The 15,508-nt window shown below is 59.5% G+C and carries 17 protein-coding genes, 1 tRNA gene and 1 pseudogene; 9 read left to right on the top strand and 10 right to left on the bottom strand.

What is annotated here, in order from left to right:
• The first annotated feature begins 89 nt into the window (after window positions 1-89).
• A complete protein-coding gene (locus tag O9X91_RS12450) occupies window positions 90-344 on the top strand; it encodes a GlsB/YeaQ/YmgE family stress response membrane protein (protein ID WP_077982907.1) in 255 nt (84 codons plus the stop codon).
• A gap of 155 nt (window positions 345-499) precedes the next feature.
• Window positions 500-575 (top strand) — tRNA-Lys (locus O9X91_RS12445).
• Between the two features lie 176 nt (window positions 576-751).
• Here O9X91_RS12445 and O9X91_RS12440 read toward each other — a convergent pair.
• Complete coding sequence (locus O9X91_RS12440) at window positions 752-1,195, bottom strand: energy transducer TonB (RefSeq protein WP_244614233.1); 444 nt, start codon at window positions 1,193-1,195, stop codon at window positions 752-754.
• Between the two features lie 498 nt (window positions 1,196-1,693).
• Here O9X91_RS12440 and O9X91_RS23830 point away from each other — a divergent pair, with 498 nt between their 5' ends.
• The 3 genes from O9X91_RS23830 to O9X91_RS12430 all read left to right on the top strand — a co-directional run bounded on the left by O9X91_RS23830 (window position 1,694) and on the right by O9X91_RS12430 (window position 2,848).
• Window positions 1,694-1,945 carry a hypothetical protein gene (locus O9X91_RS23830; protein ID WP_077982906.1) on the top strand — a complete coding sequence of 84 codons (252 nt, stop codon included), beginning with the start codon at window positions 1,694-1,696 and terminating at the stop codon, window positions 1,943-1,945.
• Between the two features lie 201 nt (window positions 1,946-2,146).
• Complete coding sequence (locus O9X91_RS12435; protein ID WP_077982205.1) at window positions 2,147-2,377, top strand: hypothetical protein; 231 nt, start codon at window positions 2,147-2,149, stop codon at window positions 2,375-2,377.
• Between the two features lie 282 nt (window positions 2,378-2,659).
• The gene (locus O9X91_RS12430) at window positions 2,660-2,848 is read left to right on the top strand and encodes a hypothetical protein (RefSeq protein WP_077982204.1); all 189 of its coding nucleotides are present in this window, start codon (window positions 2,660-2,662) and stop codon (window positions 2,846-2,848) included.
• A gap of 129 nt (window positions 2,849-2,977) precedes the next feature.
• On the opposite strand, the gene O9X91_RS12425 is transcribed toward O9X91_RS12430, so the two are convergent.
• Together O9X91_RS12425 and O9X91_RS12420 are read right to left on the bottom strand one after the other, a co-directional pair.
• A complete protein-coding gene (locus O9X91_RS12425; RefSeq protein ID WP_003524756.1) occupies window positions 2,978-3,226 on the bottom strand; it encodes a hypothetical protein in 249 nt (82 codons plus the stop codon).
• A gap of 150 nt (window positions 3,227-3,376) precedes the next feature.
• Window positions 3,377-3,535 carry a hypothetical protein gene (locus O9X91_RS12420; RefSeq protein WP_162854283.1) on the bottom strand — a complete coding sequence of 53 codons (159 nt, stop codon included), beginning with the start codon at window positions 3,533-3,535 and terminating at the stop codon, window positions 3,377-3,379.
• A 218-nt stretch (window positions 3,536-3,753) separates the two neighbouring features.
• Between O9X91_RS12420 and O9X91_RS12415 the strand changes: the two genes are divergently transcribed.
• A complete protein-coding gene (locus O9X91_RS12415; protein ID WP_137410448.1) occupies window positions 3,754-4,191 on the top strand; it encodes a PACE efflux transporter in 438 nt (145 codons plus the stop codon).
• A gap of 30 nt (window positions 4,192-4,221) precedes the next feature.
• On the opposite strand, the pseudogene O9X91_RS12410 reads toward O9X91_RS12415, so the two are convergent.
• The 5 genes and pseudogenes from O9X91_RS12410 to O9X91_RS12390 form a co-directional block, all read right to left on the bottom strand.
• A pseudogene (locus O9X91_RS12410) lies at window positions 4,222-4,437 on the bottom strand (dienelactone hydrolase); the annotation flags it as partial.
• A 50-nt stretch (window positions 4,438-4,487) separates the two neighbouring features.
• Window positions 4,488-5,093 (bottom strand): ABC-type transport auxiliary lipoprotein family protein, encoded by a 606-nt coding sequence (locus O9X91_RS12405; protein ID WP_142912277.1) that lies wholly within the window; start codon window positions 5,091-5,093, stop codon window positions 4,488-4,490.
• 15 nt (window positions 5,094-5,108) lie between these two features.
• On the bottom strand, window positions 5,109-6,479 hold the full coding sequence (locus O9X91_RS12400; protein ID WP_142912278.1) for an MlaD family protein: 1,371 nt from the start codon (window positions 6,477-6,479) through the stop codon (window positions 5,109-5,111).
• Window positions 6,480-6,487: 8 nt separating this feature from the next.
• Window positions 6,488-7,324 (bottom strand): ABC transporter ATP-binding protein, encoded by an 837-nt coding sequence (locus tag O9X91_RS12395; protein WP_077982199.1) that lies wholly within the window; start codon window positions 7,322-7,324, stop codon window positions 6,488-6,490.
• 10 nt (window positions 7,325-7,334) lie between these two features.
• Window positions 7,335-8,495 carry an ABC transporter permease gene (locus tag O9X91_RS12390; protein ID WP_142912279.1) on the bottom strand — a complete coding sequence of 387 codons (1,161 nt, stop codon included), beginning with the start codon at window positions 8,493-8,495 and terminating at the stop codon, window positions 7,335-7,337.
• 143 nt (window positions 8,496-8,638) lie between these two features.
• Here O9X91_RS12390 and dgcA point away from each other — a divergent pair, with 143 nt between their 5' ends.
• A complete protein-coding gene (gene dgcA / locus O9X91_RS12385; protein WP_142912280.1) occupies window positions 8,639-9,622 on the top strand; it encodes an N-acetyl-D-Glu racemase DgcA in 984 nt (327 codons plus the stop codon).
• 253 nt (window positions 9,623-9,875) lie between these two features.
• Here dgcA and O9X91_RS12380 read toward each other — a convergent pair whose 3' ends face one another.
• Window positions 9,876-10,715, bottom strand: a complete 840-nt coding sequence (locus O9X91_RS12380; protein WP_162520381.1) for a UDP-2,3-diacylglucosamine diphosphatase — start codon at window positions 10,713-10,715, stop codon at window positions 9,876-9,878.
• Window positions 10,716-10,943: 228 nt separating this feature from the next.
• Between O9X91_RS12380 and O9X91_RS12375 the strand changes: the two genes are divergently transcribed.
• Window positions 10,944-13,259: an NADP-dependent malic enzyme gene (locus O9X91_RS12375; protein ID WP_142912281.1), complete on the top strand. Its 2,316-nt coding sequence runs from the start codon at window positions 10,944-10,946 to the stop codon at window positions 13,257-13,259.
• A gap of 136 nt (window positions 13,260-13,395) precedes the next feature.
• Complete coding sequence (locus O9X91_RS12370) at window positions 13,396-14,499, top strand: DUF2865 domain-containing protein (protein ID WP_162520382.1); 1,104 nt, start codon at window positions 13,396-13,398, stop codon at window positions 14,497-14,499.
• 197 nt (window positions 14,500-14,696) lie between these two features.
• Here the strand turns inward: O9X91_RS12370 and bluB are convergent, their stop codons facing one another.
• The gene (gene bluB, locus O9X91_RS12365) at window positions 14,697-15,413 is read right to left on the bottom strand and encodes a 5,6-dimethylbenzimidazole synthase (RefSeq protein ID WP_142912282.1); all 717 of its coding nucleotides are present in this window, start codon (window positions 15,411-15,413) and stop codon (window positions 14,697-14,699) included.
• Window positions 15,414-15,508 lie beyond the last annotated feature (95 nt).

Here is a 15,508-nt window from a genome sequence, read left to right as displayed (position 1 = left end):
CCCGCATTGAGGGAGGTTTTCAGGAGTTTGCCTTGCTTTTCACCACGAAAATCATCACCTTCGATGGTGCAGCAACATGGGAGGAAATCATGGAATCTGCTGGCATTGGCTGGATCGCAGCCATCATCATCGGTGGTGTCGCCGGGTGGCTCGCCGAACAATTCATGAAAAGCAATATGGGTGTTTTCATGAACATCCTTCTTGGAATCGTCGGCGCGATCGTCGCCAACGCCATTCTTTCGGTATTTGGAATCGTTCTGCAAGGTTGGCTCGGTTATCTCATCGCCGGCTTCATCGGCGCCTGCATCCTCATCCTTGTCGGCCGGGCTTTCAGACGCGGGTAAAGAAAAGAAAAAATCCGTAAAACCGCGGATTTCCAGGACTTTCCAGCGCGACTGAAATTTTTTCGTCACAAAAATCGAAGAAATTTCATTTCCGCGCTGGACAAGCCCAAACTTCCCCTTTATACGCCCCCTCACACCGCCACACGGTGCCGGTCGGGTGATTAGCTCAGTTGGTAGAGCAGCTGACTCTTAATCAGCGGGTCGTAGGTTCGAGCCCTACATCACCCACCAAATTCCTCCTGAAATGACAAGAGGTTGCGGTGCGAAATTAAAGCATCTCATAAGCGCGCCGGGCTTCCGCCAAGGCCTTCTTTTTCGATAGTGTTTCGATAGTGGTTGCGCATAGCGCCGCCCTCGTCACCTGCAACGCGCGGCTGCGCCAACAGTCGGGCCGGTGTCAAACGCGCTTATAATTCCGTTTCCGGCGCCTTGCTGTCTGCCCCGACAAAACGCGGCGCCAGCGGCCGCCCCGCAATACGGCTTCCAAATTGCTCGGTGAAAGGTACAGGTGCCGCCCGCTTGACCGCCTCGATGGCGGAATCGATAAAGGCTTTGCGCCTCGGGCTGTCTTCCTGTGGGCGCGCGGCGGTGACCACCACCTTGCCCCTTATCTGTCCGTCCTTGTGCAGAATGAACTGCAATGTCACGACAAGCCCCGCAGTGTCTTCCGGCGGCACCCAGCAGGCATAGATCGCATCGAACATTTCATCGATATTGCCGGCCGGCGCGGGATCGTTGCAGACCCGTGACTGGCCTGAGGCCTGCGTCGAAAAACCGGCGGACAACAGAACCAGCGCCGCGAGACCTGACAGCCTGAACGCGCTGGCGAATGGAAACCAATGCAGGATCAAATCAATACCCTCTACCGAAGCCAGATCCGCCTGCCTGGACAGACCGACAGTCACCGTTTCTTGAAATCAATTTCGTCAATAAGAATTAAGCGCAGCATTGCCGGGCTTCGCCCGCTCTTAAGTTCCACGATCGCAGCAAGCCTAAACATATCAATAAAAACCAAAAGTAAAACAACTTTAAATTAAAATAAAATACAGAATAAAGAAATTATTACGATTTACATCAAAATCATCAAGCAAATCCGAATTTAGAAACATAAAATGCAGAGATACACAAATAAAAGACACCACAAACACAGAGATATATAATGCCGCCTGCTCTCCGCGTGAGGTGAATCGCCGGTCTGGACATATACACTCCCCGCCCTGGCAATCACGACTCTCCCCGTAAAGGGCGCAGGCTCAACTGCGGCAACCGGCTTTCCGTGTGGCCGCCGAAAAGATGATTATTGGCGCTGCAGCACCGCCCGTTTCCCCAAAGCTGTCTCAATCGTCCTTATGATCGGGATCATGAGATTGCTCATCAACATATTGCTTTTTATTCTCGGCGCGGTCGGGAGCGGGATATGTGCGCTTTTATTATCGGCAGCGCTCGCCGATTCTGGATTTCTCGGCTCCTGTTTTGAGGGAAATTGCGCTTATGCGGCGCTTTTCATGGTGCTGCCCGTCACATGGTTCGTGCTTTTTGCGCTGTATGTGATGGCGCTGCTGATCTGGCGGCGAAAGCCTTTCCGGAACGGAAGGCTCTGAAAACGAGACGGCGACGTCATTGCCGCCGCGCACGCGTTGACAGCGCTTACGACTTGCCGCTAACGTCCTGCCGCTGGGGGATTCGCTGCCAGTGATGTGCGGGGCTCATGAGCAGACCCGATATCACCGGCCTCTGAATGTACATGTTCCGATTTGCGTCTCGCGTATGATGAGCATGACGGAAAACAGGGAGACCAAAAGATGCGGGCCTCGATCAATTCCCCGTCGCTTTCGATCGACACAATGGACTATCAGGCCGAGTGCCAGTTCGCGCTGGAGCCGTCCATTCAAAAGCTGATGGAAAAAGCCGAACATGCCGGCTGGAACCGCCAGCAGGCCGCCCTTGCCATCGTCGCGCTCGCCAGCGAGCATCTCACCGATTTATTGTCCGCCGGCGACATTCCCGCGCCGGATCAACGTCCCCTCTCCTGATCTGCCTGAAGCCGGGCGGATCAGCGCCGGCGTCATCGAAACATCATCGCAAAAATCAACACAGCAGGTCCGGAGTGTCCCTGTTGACACTGCCGGAACAAGGTTTGTGTTATGAAGGTCGACATTTGGGGCAAAAGCCGATGCCTCGCGCACCCGACACTGCCTGTCGCGCGCCTGTCCGCTCGTTATGCCAGGCGCCCAACCGCCGCCGGCAACCCTGCCATAGTGTTGACACAAGCCACCAATAATGAGAACATAAAGTGAACATTATGGAGGTCAGCGATGAACACAGCAGACGCAGCCATAGAAAATGCCCTCTCCGTTGTCGCCCGCTCCCGCGATATGCGCGAACGCGCGCTCGAGCGGCGGCGTGAGCTGCAACGGCGAACGGAAGTCATCGTCACCCGACCGCTCTACGTCCTCAAAAAGAACGAAGGGCCGAAACAGCTGTCGCTGAAACTCGACAGCTAGTCGCCGATGCAAATAACCGGCAGGCGCAACGCCGTGAAAGCGGCGCCCCATCTTCGTCCAAAAAGCAAAAATCCCGTGCGCATCACCTCACGCACGGGATTTTAAGGATGAAGAGGTTATTATTTTTGTCTATTGCATGCGCTGCATTGCGGCTTCCGGTTCGCCGGTCGTCGCAACCGTTGCAGGAAGGCGGTCGGTCTTTTTCAGGATGACGACTGGCTTTTCCACCGGATCTGTCGGCGGAACGATGCTTGCGGTTTTGAATTCGCGATCTACGGCAGGAACGGAAGCGTTGATCTGTTGATGACCTGCACATTCCGCAAGCGCTGCACTGGCCGAAAAACCAAAGACAGCGGCGATAATGAGAACTGATTTCATGTCATTCTCCCTTCGCTCTTGTGGCAATCTCCAGTCTATGTGGAGACAGGCCCGATTGAAAATCACACTTTAGAGACATCTAAAGCTCATCATCATGTCGGCAATCGTCATTTTCGGTGTGCGGGCAAGTCGGGGGGCGATTGCATCGTCCTATTTTTCCCGCACATCCAGTGGATTTTGGCAAAGCGGTCTTCGAAATATCATCGCCACGTAACTTCCCTTCAGGGAAATGAGACTGGGCGTATAAGTCGAAACCTTCTCCGCATTGGCGGCCTTGATGGTTCTTCCCTCAGAGGGTTTCTGCTGCATGGCGCGCCTCCTTCCATCAGCGATAACGAAAATACGCCGATCTTGTTCCGATCACGGTTCCGTTGGTGCGCAGGAGAATGAAAGCACCGCCTTGGATGCCAGCAACACCCGGCGCTTGAAAAATCCACCCAAAAGCTCTATATCGTCAGGCGCGAGGACGACCTCGGCCATATCGGCGACAGCATGCGGGACGGCCCGGTCATATACCGGAGAATGAAATGCGCTCCCTGCAAGATCGTATCCGCCACGCGCTCAGCTTTGAAATCATCGGCCTCATGCTCGTCATTCCCCTGGGCGCGCTGCTTTTCGGCATGCCCATGGAAGATATCGGCATCGTCGGCCTCGTCAGCGCCACGCTCGCCACGATCTGGAACTATGTCTATAATCTGGGCTTCGACCACGCCATGCAGCGCCTGAAGGGCACGACGCTGAAAACGCCGGCCATTCGGGTTGCCCACGCGGTGCTTTTCGAACTCGGCCTGCTGATCGTGCTGATGCCCTTCATCGCCTGGTATCTGAATATCAGCCTTGCCCACGCGCTGGTGATGGATATCTCCTTTGCGCTGTTTTACGTGGTCTATGCTTTTGTCTTCAACTGGAGCTACGACCGGGTTTTCCCCCTGCCGGAATGGAAGTCGCAGCAGGACGCCGCCTGAGAGGCGGCGGCCACAGCCGACATAGGCGGTTCAGCGCAGTGACGCCTTGAAGAAGCTCACGAGATCAGCATTGAACCCGCGATGGAACTCCACCCGGTCGAAGCCCGCCGCGTCGCTGCAAATCTGGGGCGCGGCTTTTGCCATCTCCGCCGGGCAAGGGGCAATAAAGGAAAAGTGCCCCGCCCCGTCCACCATCCGATAATCCGGTTTCACCGGCAGATCGTCACGCAGTCTCGCAACATCCTGCGCTACGCGAACATAAAGCGGTTTCCTGTGGCAGCAATCACGCTGAACGCTTAAAGCGACCTCAGCGTCCAGGCCACGATCTCCCGCGTGGCGGCAGCGAAGGCCTGATCCAGCGCCTTCACGAAATTTGCATTGCCGGAACCGCTGACGCGGGCGCTGGAACGGAATACTTCCTGCGCCCTCACCGTACCGTTGCGATCATTGAGCAGCTTCACCGAAATTTCGATATTCGCCACGTTGCGAGCCGTATCGATTTCAAAGGCGCGAATATCGCTCACGACCTGATAGTCGATTGCCAGCCCCTGCCCCGGCCGGCCAACGCCGCCGAGCTTGCCGGTATCTTCGAAGGCTTCCACGAGCTTGGATTGCACCATGCGCGGCAGGCGGTCGCTCCATTGCGAATTGCCGAGATATTGCACCTCGGAACCGGAAAGCCGCACCACGATGTTCTCGCTATCGAGCGCCTTCAAGGCGGTCGGGTCGGCGATCAGCAGCTGACGGCTTTTCAGCGATGGTCCCTGCGTTACCGCCGCTGGCGATACGGAGAGGTCGAAGGTATCGTTTTTCGGCGCACCGGCACAGCCCGCCATCATCGCGGCAAGCAGCGGAGCGAGAAGAAGGGCGCGGCGCTTTTGGCCGTTCATCGATAGTCTCATTGGTCGATACCCCTCTTAGCGCCTTGTTCTGCCATCATATTGTTTCACGGTTTCGCCGCCAAAGATCAACCGCTGCGGATCGCGGTCGATATTGGTGATGGCATTGTTGAGATTGTCGACCGTCTGTCGCGTGCTGCCGATCAGCGCCTGGAAATCCTTCAGGCCGGAGCTGGAGAAACGGGTTAGGTTGTCTGCAATCGGCCCGATGCGGGCATTGAGATTGTCGGCCACCGCCTTGAAGGAGGTTAGCGTCTCGCGCGCCTTGGCAAACAGCGAATTAGCGTCATCCGTGCCGAGCATGCCGTCCACCTTGGCGAGAATGCCATCGACGCGGCTGGAGGCAAGGTTCAGCTTGCGGCCCATCTCGGTGAAATCGGAAACCGCCTGGTCGATGTCGGCGCGACGTGCACCGACATCATCGGCGATCCGCTTGAAATTCGCCACGGCGTCACGCGCATCGGCGGTCGCTGCGGAAACATCGCCCACCACGGTGCTGACCTTGGCGGGATCGACGGAGGCCAGAAGCTCATCCGCGCGCTTCACGACCGTCTGCACTTCCGTGCTTGCCGCCTCGAAGTTTTTCGCCGTGCTCTGCACCGTCTCCATGATGCCCTGAATATCGCTGGAAGCAGACGCCACATCCTTCGTCACCTTGTCGACATTCGACAGGATGGAATCGATCTTGCCAGCGTCGACCGCCTTCACCAGATCCTCGACCGCGGTGAGCGTACCGTCGAGCCGCACCGAAACGGATTGCACCGTCGTAGACAGCGAACTGAGGCTCGAAATGAAATTCTTGATCCCGTCGGAATTGGCCGCCAGCGCATCGGAGAATTTCTCGGCATTGCGCACGGTCTGCGTCAACGGCCCGCGCGCATCCTGCACGAAACCCTGCAATTCGCCGATGGCGCCATCGGCGCGTTTCAGGATTTTATCGGCCGTGGCAAGCAGGTTGGTGACGCTGGAAAGGTCGGCCGTCAACTCGGCCGGAACACCGCTTTCAACGGCTTTCTGCAGAATACGCTCGCCATCCTTGTTGCCGCCGGAAAGCTCGATATAGGCGGCACCGGTCAAGCCCTGAATTTCAAGCACCGCGCGTGTGGACGGAAACACCGGCGCATCCGCCTGCACTTCGGTGAAGGCGATGGAGTAAGCCGGATCGTCGCGGTCAATCGCAAGCCCGCGCACCGTACCAACGGGAATACCGTTAAACCGCACCGGAGAGCCAACCGAAAGGCCGTTGGCGGAGCCGGGAATACGCACAATCAGTTGCGCCGTCGGGCCGCCGCGGCCAAACTCGGCCATCCAGTAAACGAAGCCGAATGCGGCGGCGATCACGATCAGCGTGAAAATTCCGACTATGGTGTAGTTCGCCTTGGTTTCCATGCTTCTTGTTACTCCACCGGATTTTCGTGTCTGCCGTCCGGAAGAACGACAGAGCGCGCCCGTTTGCCGCGGAAATAGGACTGCACCCACGGGTCGTCGCAGGCGAACATGTCCTGCAATGTCCCTTCCACCAGCACTTTCTTCTGTCCCAGCACCGCAATGCGGTCGCAGACGGAGAAGAGGCTGTCGAGGTCGTGCGTCACCATATAGACGGTCAGGCCAAGCGAATCGCGCAAGCGCGCAATCAGCATATCAAATTCCGCCGCCCCGATGGGATCGAGGCCGGATGTCGGCTCATCGAGGAAAACGAGGTCGGGATCGAGCGACAGCGCCCGGGCAAGGGCTGCGCGCTTGATCATGCCGCCTGATAGTTCGGATGGGTATTTGTCGCCGGCATCGGGCTTCAGGCCCACCATCTCGATCTTGAGATAGGCAAGCTCGTCCATCAGCTTTTTCGGCAGATCGAGATATTCCCGCATCGGCAGCTGGATGTTTTCCTTCACCGTCAGGCCGGAAAACAGCGCCCCCTGCTGGAACAGCACGCCGAGCCGCTGATCGAGCATCATGCGGTCGTCTTCGCTCGCCTTGTCGTAATCGGTGCCGAGAATGCGGATGGCACCTGCCTGGCGGGGCAGAAGCCGCAGGATAGCGCGCATCAGGACGGATTTGCCCGCGCCGGATGGCCCGATGAAGCCAAGGATTTCGCCGCGATAGACATCGAGATTGAGATCTTCGAGCACGTTGCGGCCATTGAACCCGACAGTCACACCCTCGACGGAAAGCACCGCCTCGCGGCCGTCCTTTTCGGTTTTTGTCTCTTGCGGTTTCTGGTCCAGTGTTTCCAACGCGCCCTCCTTAAAAATCGATGGCTGCGTAGAAGATGGCGAAAAGACCATCCACCAGAATGACGACGAAGATCGATTTGACCACCGACGAGGTGACGTGCTTGCCAAGCGATTCCGCCGAACCGCCCACCTTCATGCCCTCCACCGCCGCGACGATGCCGATGATGAGCGCCATGAACGGCGCCTTGATCATGCCGGCCGCAATGGTCGACTCCTCGACCGCGCCATGCAGGCGAGACAGGAACACCTCAAACGTAATGCCCGAATAAGCAAAGGCCACGATGGCGGCGCCAAACAGGGCGGCGAAATTGGCAAGAATGGTCAAAAGCGGCAGCGCGATGGTGAGCGCCACCAGCCGCGGAAACACCAAAACGCCCACGGGGTTGAGGCCGATCACCTTCAGCGCGTCGATTTCCTCGCGCATCTTCATCGAGCCGATTTCCGCCGTGATCGCGCTGCCGGAACGGCCAGCGATCATGATCGCGGTCAGAAGCACACCGATTTCGCGCAATTGCAGAATGCCGACGAGATCGACAACGAAGACTTCCGCGCCGAAATAACGAAGCTGGAACGCGCCCTGCTGGGCGATGATCGCGCCGATCAGGAACGACATCAGCATGATGATCGGCACGGCGCGCACGCCCATATGGTCGATCTGGTTGACGATGGCCGCCGGCGAAACGCCGCGCCCGCGCCCGAGCTTCATCTGCGCGCCGCGCACGGCGGAGCCGAGAATATACATGCCCGCCAGAAAATCCGCGCCGTTCTGCACGACGGCCTTGCCGACAGGCGCAAAAATACGTTCGGCAAGCCCCGCCTTCGCAGCGGCCGCGCCCTCCATTTCCACTTTTTCGGGCAATTGGGAAATGACCTCTTCGATACGGTCATTGCCCGTCACGGTGACGGTGGCGCCATTTGCCTCCAGGTCCCTGCGCAGGCGCTGAATGATCCATGCGCCGGTCGTATCGATGGCCTCGACGGAAGAAAGATCGATTTCCACCGGGCCGGTGGATTTGCTCTTTTCGATCTTTTCAAGACTGGAGAAAACACCGGCGAGATTGCTGTTGCGCCAGGAACCGCTCAGGGCAAAACGCGAACCGCCGCCGGAGACGTTATCGTCTTCGGTGATTGCGGCCGGGTTCGCCTGTTGCCGTGTGTCCTGTTCTTGCATAATGCTCCGAGCGAATGCAGTCGTCACGAGATTCTTAATGGTTTCATAACGGTTTGACCTTCGGCAAGCCACAGTGACGGCCGACAATTCGCGATAAATTTGGCGTCATGTGTCTTTTGACGCCTGTTAGGAAGTGAAAAAACATGCCCCGTTACCTTCAAGCCACAACAGAACGTTTCCCCGTGGCTGGCAGCTTCACCATTTCACGCGGCACCCGCACGCATGCGGATGTCGTAACGTGTACCATCCGCGATGGTTCCTTTACCGGCAGAGGTGAATGTGTGCCCTATCCGCGTTATGGCGAAAGCATCGAGGGCGTCATCGCCGATATCGAGGCGATGGCGGAACAGATCGCCGGCGGCGTGACACGACAGGAACTACAGCAGGCGATGCAACCCGGCGCCGCCCGCAATGCGGTCGATTGCGCGCTATGGGACCTCGAGGCCAAGATCAGCGGCAAAACTGTTGCCGCGCGCATCCTTGGACAGGCGGCAAAGCCGCTCGTCACCGCCTATACCATCTCGCTTGCCGACCCGGAGACCATGGCCGCGAAAACGGCGGAAAACGCAGGCCGCCCGCTGCTGAAGATCAAGACCGGCACGGCAGATGACGAGGCGCGTCTAAGGGCCGTGCGCGCCGCCGCACCCGAAGCGCGCATCATCATCGACGCCAATGAGGGCTGGAATGACTATAATATCGAATATTATCTGCGGCTTGCGGAAGAGCTGAAGATATCGCTCATCGAGCAGCCGCTACCCGCCGGCAAGGATGACATCCTCGCCCGCATCGACCATCCGGTGCTGATCTGCGCCGATGAAAGCGTGCATTCCACCAGGGACCTCGCCGGCCTTCGCGACCGTTACGATGCAATCAACATCAAGCTCGACAAGACCGGCGGCCTGACTGAAGCGCTTGTCATGAAAGCGGAAGCGGAACGGCTCGGCTTCACCATCATGGTGGGCTGCATGCTCGGCACCTCGCTCGGCATGGCGCCGGCTGTGCTGGCGGCGCAGGGTGCGGCCTTCGCCGATCTCGATGGGCCGCTATTGTTGGCGCACGATCGTGATCCGGGGTTGGTTTATGAGGGTTCGCTGGTTTATCCGGCGCGGCCGGAATTGTGGGGGTGAGCCCCTAAAATTAAAACCAGATGAGGTGCGACGCCACCGCGTATTTCTTCTCCCCGCCGGGGAGAAGGTGGCCCGAAGGGTCGGATGAGGGGAAACGTAGCCGAATTTCGGAGAGCGTGCCCCCTCATCCCGCTGCCGCGACCTTCTCCCCGGCGGGGAGAAGAAACAAGCGGCATCCACTCGTCCCACACGAGCGCGCATTGATCGCAAGGAAACACCGAAGGCTAGGTATCCCTTTAGCTCGCAGGCCCAATCAGGCCGCGTGCTTGCCAATCAAACCCGGAATATCCACCGGCTCCATCTCGTCCGATGCCTGTTCGGCGGTAACGTCGCTCGTCTGCATCCAGGTGATCAGCTCGAAGCTGCCATCGGCATTTTCGGCAATCGCCGTGCAGCTTTCCACCCAGTCGCCGGTGTTGATGTAGCGGATGCCGTCCATGTCTTCCATGACAGCGTGGTGAATGTGACCACAGATGACGCCATCGACATTGTTGCGCCGCGCCTCTTCGGCGACCACGCGCTGGAATTCTCCGATGAAGTTGACGGCGTGTTTCACCTGCAGCTTGGCCCAGGCCGAAAACGACCAGTAAGGCAGGCCGATGCGGCGGCGCACGGCGGCAATCGCGATGTTGAGCGCAATTGCCGCGTCATAGGCCCAGTCGCCGAGATAAGCGAGCAGGCGGGCGTTGCGCACCACCACGTCGAACTCGTCGCCATGGATGACGAGGTATTTCTTGCCGTCGCCCGCCTCGTGGATCATGCGTTCGGCCACTTCGATGCCGCCGAAATGCATGCCCGGGAACTCCCGCAGGAATTCGTCGTGATTGCCCGGAATATAGACGATGCGGGTGCCCTTGCGGGCCTTGCGCAGAAGCTTCTGCACCACGTCGTTGCAGCCCTGCGGCCAGTACCAGCTGCGGCGCAGGCGCCAGCCGTCGACGATGTCGCCGACGAGAATGATCGTTTCGGCTTCGTGGTATTTCAGGAAGTCGAGCAGATAATCCGTCTTGGCCGCCTTGGAGCCGAGATGAACATCCGAAATGAAAAGCGTTCTGAACTGTCTGGTTTCGATTTGACCGGCCACGGATTTCATCCCCCTGTTCGGTTGCGTCCCTGCGGCTTTCTTACCTCTCAGAACCAGACTCGTGTTTCAGCAACATGACAGCGGCGGTTTTTTGTATGGAATATGACGGATAGCTTCACGAAAACGCGAATAAGCCATGCCCGCATTTGCATAAGGAGGCGGTAAATAACGGCTGTACCACGGGGAAGTTTGTTGTATTCAGGGGGCCGGAATTGAACCAGACATGACGGTGGAAGAATGACCTCTCACGATAAGAACAACACGCCCGCCAACACGGCAAAGGCCGACATCGAGGAACAGGCGCTCTTTTTCCACCGCTACCCGCGCCCCGGCAAGCTGGAAATCCAGGCCACCAAGCCGCTCGGCAACCAGCGCGATCTGGCGCTCGCCTATTCGCCGGGTGTGGCCGCCCCGTGCCTCGCCATCCACGAGAACCCCGAAATGGCGGCGGACTATACGGCCCGCGCCAATCTCGTTGCCGTCATTTCCAACGGCACGGCGGTGCTCGGTCTTGGCAATATCGGCCCGCTCGCTTCCAAGCCTGTGATGGAAGGCAAGGCCGTTCTCTTCAAGAAATTCGCCGGCATCGACGTGTTCGATATCGAGATCGACGCACCCGGCATCAACGACATGGTCTCCACCATCGCGGCGCTGGAGCCCACCTTCGGCGGCATCAACCTTGAGGACATCAAGGCGCCGGAATGTTTCGAAGTGGAGCGCCAGCTGCGCGAGAAGATGAACATTCCGGTCTTCCACGACGATCAGCACGGCACTGCGATCATCGTCGCCGCCGCCGTGACCAATGCGCTGGAACTGGCCGGAAAATCTCTGTCCAGCGTCAAGATCGTCGCCTCGGGCGCCGGTGCAGCTGCCCTTGCCTGCCTCAACCTGCTCGTCGCCATGGGCGCGAAGAAAGAAAACATCTGGGTCCACGATATCGAAGGCCTCGTTTATGACGGCCGCAACACGCTGATGGACGAGTGGAAAGAAGTCTACGCCCAGAAGACCGACAAGCGCGTGCTGGCGGATTCGATCGACGGCGCAGACGTCTTCCTCGGCCTTTCGGCCGCCGGCGTGCTGAAGCCGGAACTTTTGGAGCGCATGGCGGAAAACCCGCTGATCCTGGCGCTTGCCAACCCCAATCCGGAAATCATGCCGGAGGCGGCCCGTGCCGCCCGCCCGGATGCGATGATCTGCACCGGCCGTTCCGACTTCCCGAACCAGGTCAACAACGTTCTCTGCTTCCCTTATATCTTCCGCGGCGCGCTGGATTGCGGCGCAACGACCATCAACGAGGAAATGAAGATGGCCGCCGTGCAGGCCATCGCGGAACTGGCGCGTGAGGAAGTCTCGGAAGTCGCCGCGAGAGCCTATAGCGGCGAAACGCCGATCTTCGGCCCGAACTATCTCATTCCCTCGCCGTTCGATCCGCGCCTCATCCTGCGCATTGCGCCGGCCGTTGCCCGCGCCGCAGCGGCAAGCGGCGTCGCCACCCGGCCGATCACCGATTTCGAAGCCTATTTCGACCAGCTGAACCGTTTCGTCTGGCGCTCGGGCTTCATCATGAAGCCGGTCTTCAACGCCGCGAAAGCCGCCGAGAAAAAGCGTATCATCTTTGCCGAAGGTGAAGACGAGCGCGTGCTACGCGCCGCCCAGGTGCTTTTGGAAGAAGGCACCGGCGTCCCGATCCTCATCGGCCGTCCGCAGATCATCGAAACGCGCCTGAAGCGCTTCGGCTTGCGCATCCGCCCGCATACGGATTTCGCCGTGGTCAACCCGGAAGACGATCCGCGCTACCGTGAATACGTGGATGATTATTTCGCCCTCGTCGGCCGCGTCGGCATCAACCCGGAAGCGGCGCGCACCATCGTGCGCACCAACACGACCGTCATTGGTGCGCTTTCCGTCAAGCGCGGCGAAGCCGATGCGCTGATCTGCGGCCTCGAAGGCCGTTACGACCGCCATCTGCGCGACGTGAACCAGATCATCGGCAAGCAGGAAGGCGTGCGTTCCTTCGCGGGCTTGAGCCTGCTCATCACCCAGCAGGGTGCGCTCTTCCTCACCGATACTTTCGTGAACTATGACCCGACCTCCGAGGAAGTGGCGGAAATGGCCATTCTCGCGGCCAAGGAAATCCGCCGCTTCGGCATCACGCCGAAAATAGCACTCGCCAGCCACTCCAATTTCGGCTCGCGTGATTCCGAAAGCGCCCGCAAGATGCGCCGCGCCCTGAAGATCGTGCAGGAAGCCGCACCGGAACTGGAAGTGGACGGCGAAATGCAGGGCGGCTCGGCGCTGTCGGAAGCACTGCGCAAACGCGCCATGCCCAACAGCGTGCTGACCGGCGAAGCAAACCTGCTGGTCTTCCCGAACCTCGATGCCGCCAATATCACGCTCGGCGTCACCCGCACCTTGACGGAAGGCCTGCATGTCGGCCCGATCCTGCTCGGCACGGCCCTGCCCGCCCATATCCTGTCGCCCAGCGTCACCTCGCGCGGCGTCGTCAACATGGCAGCCTTTGCCGTGGTGCAGGCCTCGCACCCTTCGGTGTGATAGAGGCCGCATTAACGCAATTTTGAACAGGCTGTTGCCGCATTGCGGCAACAGCCTATGTTATCTTCCTGAAACACGGATTTCCTGAAGCATAACACCCCTGCCACCGGCCGGGGACATCGAACGGATCGAACAATTGACCCGCCGCAGCCGCATCATCGGCCTCCTGCTTCCCCTTGTTCTCATGGCTCCTGCCGCCGCTTCTGCGGATCAGGTCTGCGATACGCTTTATGGCCAGTTGCGCGAGCCGCCGCGCGTCATCGGCAATACGGCCGAGGTGCGGCGTTACGCCAATGCGCTTGCCCGCCAGAACATTGTCATCCGCAAGATCAGGAACGACCTGCGCGGCTATGGCTGCTCATCCGGCAGCGTCATTGTCTATGGCAATCCCAATGCCGGTCTCTGCGCCGAGATTGGCGATGCGCTGGCGGAAGCTGAAGCCGAGCGTGATGCGATCATCCGCGACCGCGACGACGCCATGGCGGCCGCGCGTGACAACGACGGCGACATCAGGCGTCAGCGCATCCTCGCCGCCCTCGATGCCAATGGCTGCAACACCGTACCGCAAACGGAAACGCAATTGCCGCCGCCTCGGGATGTGACGCGTTATCCCGACGCCTTCCGACACAATGGCGACGAGCCGGGACAAGCGGGGCTTTCGCCCTATCCCAACGCCGCCGCCGAGGGCGGACTTCGCACCCTCTGCGTGCGCACCTGCGACGGCTCGTTTTTCCCCATCGCCTCCAACGCCTCACCGCTCGATTTCCGCACCCAGGCGGAGCAGTGCGAGAAAATGTGTCCGGGGACGGAGACCGAACTCTATTTCCACTCCATGACGGATCAGGAAACATCAGACATGGTTTCCGCTGAAACCGGCAAACCCTACAAGGATTTGCCCACGGCCTTCGCCTACCGCAATTCGTCAGTGAAAGCACCCGGCTGCGCCTGCAATATGGCCGCCTATCACGAGGAGATGCAAAAACAGGAAGAGGCCGCCCGGCCGCAAGCCGAAAAGCCCTATTCCGGCATCACCACCATCCCATCATCCCAAAGTGACAAGTCGCAGAACCCCACCGAACAGCAACAGGCCGCAAAACCGCCTGAGCAGCCCGTTCCCGAACGCGACTACGATCCGAACGACACCAGGGTGCGCGTCATCGGCCCCAAATTCCTGCCGGACCAGACAGGCCGGATCGATCTGAAGAACCCGGCGCTGAAGGGCATTCAGCCGCAGCAGTGAAATCTCTTGCGCGCGCGTAATGGGGCGAGCGCGCGACCCTTGTTTCTTCTCCCCGCCGGGGAGAAGTCCGCGGCAGCGGGATGAGGGGGCGACGTCGGCGATATTCGGAGAGCTGGCCCCCTCATCCGACCCTTCGGGCCACCTTCTCCCCATCCGGGGAGAAGAAACGATAGGCGACGCTATGCGCATCTCATCCCTTACCGCCCACCCCAGCGATTGCGAAACACCAGCTCCTCCAGCGGCACGCGCTGCCGCCAACCCTTCACCGCCAGTTCCGGCTCGGTATAGAGCGTGTCGACCCGGCCGAGACACAGCCATGCGACGATTTCGATATGCTCGGGTATATCGAGAATGGCGCGAATATCGCTGTCATGGAAAATGCTGACCCAGCCGACACCGATGCCTTCGACACGGGCGGCAAGCCAGAGGTTCTGGATGGCGCAGACGGTGGAATAAACGTCCGTGCGCGGATTGTGGGTGCGGCCCAGCACCACCTTGCCGCCGCGTGTCGGATCGCAGGTGACGCAGATGCTGAGCGGGGCCTTGCGGATGCCCTCAAGCTTCAGGCTGCGATAAAGCGCCTGCTTTTCGCCCGTAAACATCGCCGCCGCCTCCTCATTGGCGCGGCTGAAGGCCACAAAGGCCGCCTGGCGCACGGCGCCATCGGTGACGAGGGTGAAATTCCATGGCTGCATGAAACCGACCGAAGGTGCGGAATGCGCCGCCTTCAAAAGGCGCTCGACGAGATCATCCGGCAGCGGGTCCGGCAGGAACTGGTCGCGCACATCACGGCGCGTCTCGATGGCGCGGTAGATCGCCTCGCGCTCCTCCCGGGAAAACGGGCGGGCGGGCGAAAGCGCGTGATCGAATGGATTGACCTCGGACGATGTGGTGCCAGGCGGTTCGGTCGGCATCGTTTATCCCCAACAATGCGGGCGCGCCGATGCAGAAACCATACCGGTTCCGCCGCGACGACGCGCTTTTTCAGCAACCTGCCGCCGTCCGCGCG

The organism is Agrobacterium salinitolerans, from assembly GCF_027498475.1.
GTDB classification, from domain to species: domain Bacteria; phylum Pseudomonadota; class Alphaproteobacteria; order Rhizobiales; family Rhizobiaceae; genus Agrobacterium; species Agrobacterium salinitolerans.
This window is presented reverse-complemented; position numbering and strand designations above follow the sequence as displayed.

Bases quoted from the DNA above. Each gene is read 5' to 3' on its own strand.
- O9X91_RS12420 (WP_162854283.1), bottom strand. From the start codon at position 3,535: ATGCAGCAGAAACCCTCTGAGGGAAGAACCATCAAGGCCGCCAATGCG.
- O9X91_RS12400 (WP_142912278.1), bottom strand. From the start codon at position 6,479: ATGGAAACCAAGGCGAACTACACCATAGTCGGAATTTTCACGCTGATC.
- O9X91_RS12435 (WP_077982205.1), top strand. From the start codon at position 2,147: ATGCGGGCCTCGATCAATTCCCCGTCGCTTTCGATCGACACAATGGAC.
- bluB (WP_142912282.1), bottom strand. From the start codon at position 15,413: ATGCCGACCGAACCGCCTGGCACCACATCGTCCGAGGTCAATCCATTC.
- O9X91_RS12425 (WP_003524756.1), bottom strand. From the start codon at position 3,226: ATGAAATCAGTTCTCATTATCGCCGCTGTCTTTGGTTTTTCGGCCAGT.
- O9X91_RS12405 (WP_142912277.1), bottom strand. From the start codon at position 5,093: ATGAGACTATCGATGAACGGCCAAAAGCGCCGCGCCCTTCTTCTCGCT.
- O9X91_RS12390 (WP_142912279.1), bottom strand. From the start codon at position 8,495: ATGCAAGAACAGGACACACGGCAACAGGCGAACCCGGCCGCAATCACC.
- O9X91_RS12430 (WP_077982204.1), top strand. From the start codon at position 2,660: ATGAACACAGCAGACGCAGCCATAGAAAATGCCCTCTCCGTTGTCGCC.
- O9X91_RS12375 (WP_142912281.1), top strand. From the start codon at position 10,944: ATGACCTCTCACGATAAGAACAACACGCCCGCCAACACGGCAAAGGCC.
- O9X91_RS12450 (WP_077982907.1), top strand. From the start codon at position 90: ATGGAATCTGCTGGCATTGGCTGGATCGCAGCCATCATCATCGGTGGT.
- O9X91_RS12380 (WP_162520381.1), bottom strand. From the start codon at position 10,715: ATGAAATCCGTGGCCGGTCAAATCGAAACCAGACAGTTCAGAACGCTT.
- O9X91_RS23830 (WP_077982906.1), top strand. From the start codon at position 1,694: ATGATCGGGATCATGAGATTGCTCATCAACATATTGCTTTTTATTCTC.
- dgcA (WP_142912280.1), top strand. From the start codon at position 8,639: ATGCCCCGTTACCTTCAAGCCACAACAGAACGTTTCCCCGTGGCTGGC.
- O9X91_RS12415 (WP_137410448.1), top strand. From the start codon at position 3,754: ATGCGCTCCCTGCAAGATCGTATCCGCCACGCGCTCAGCTTTGAAATC.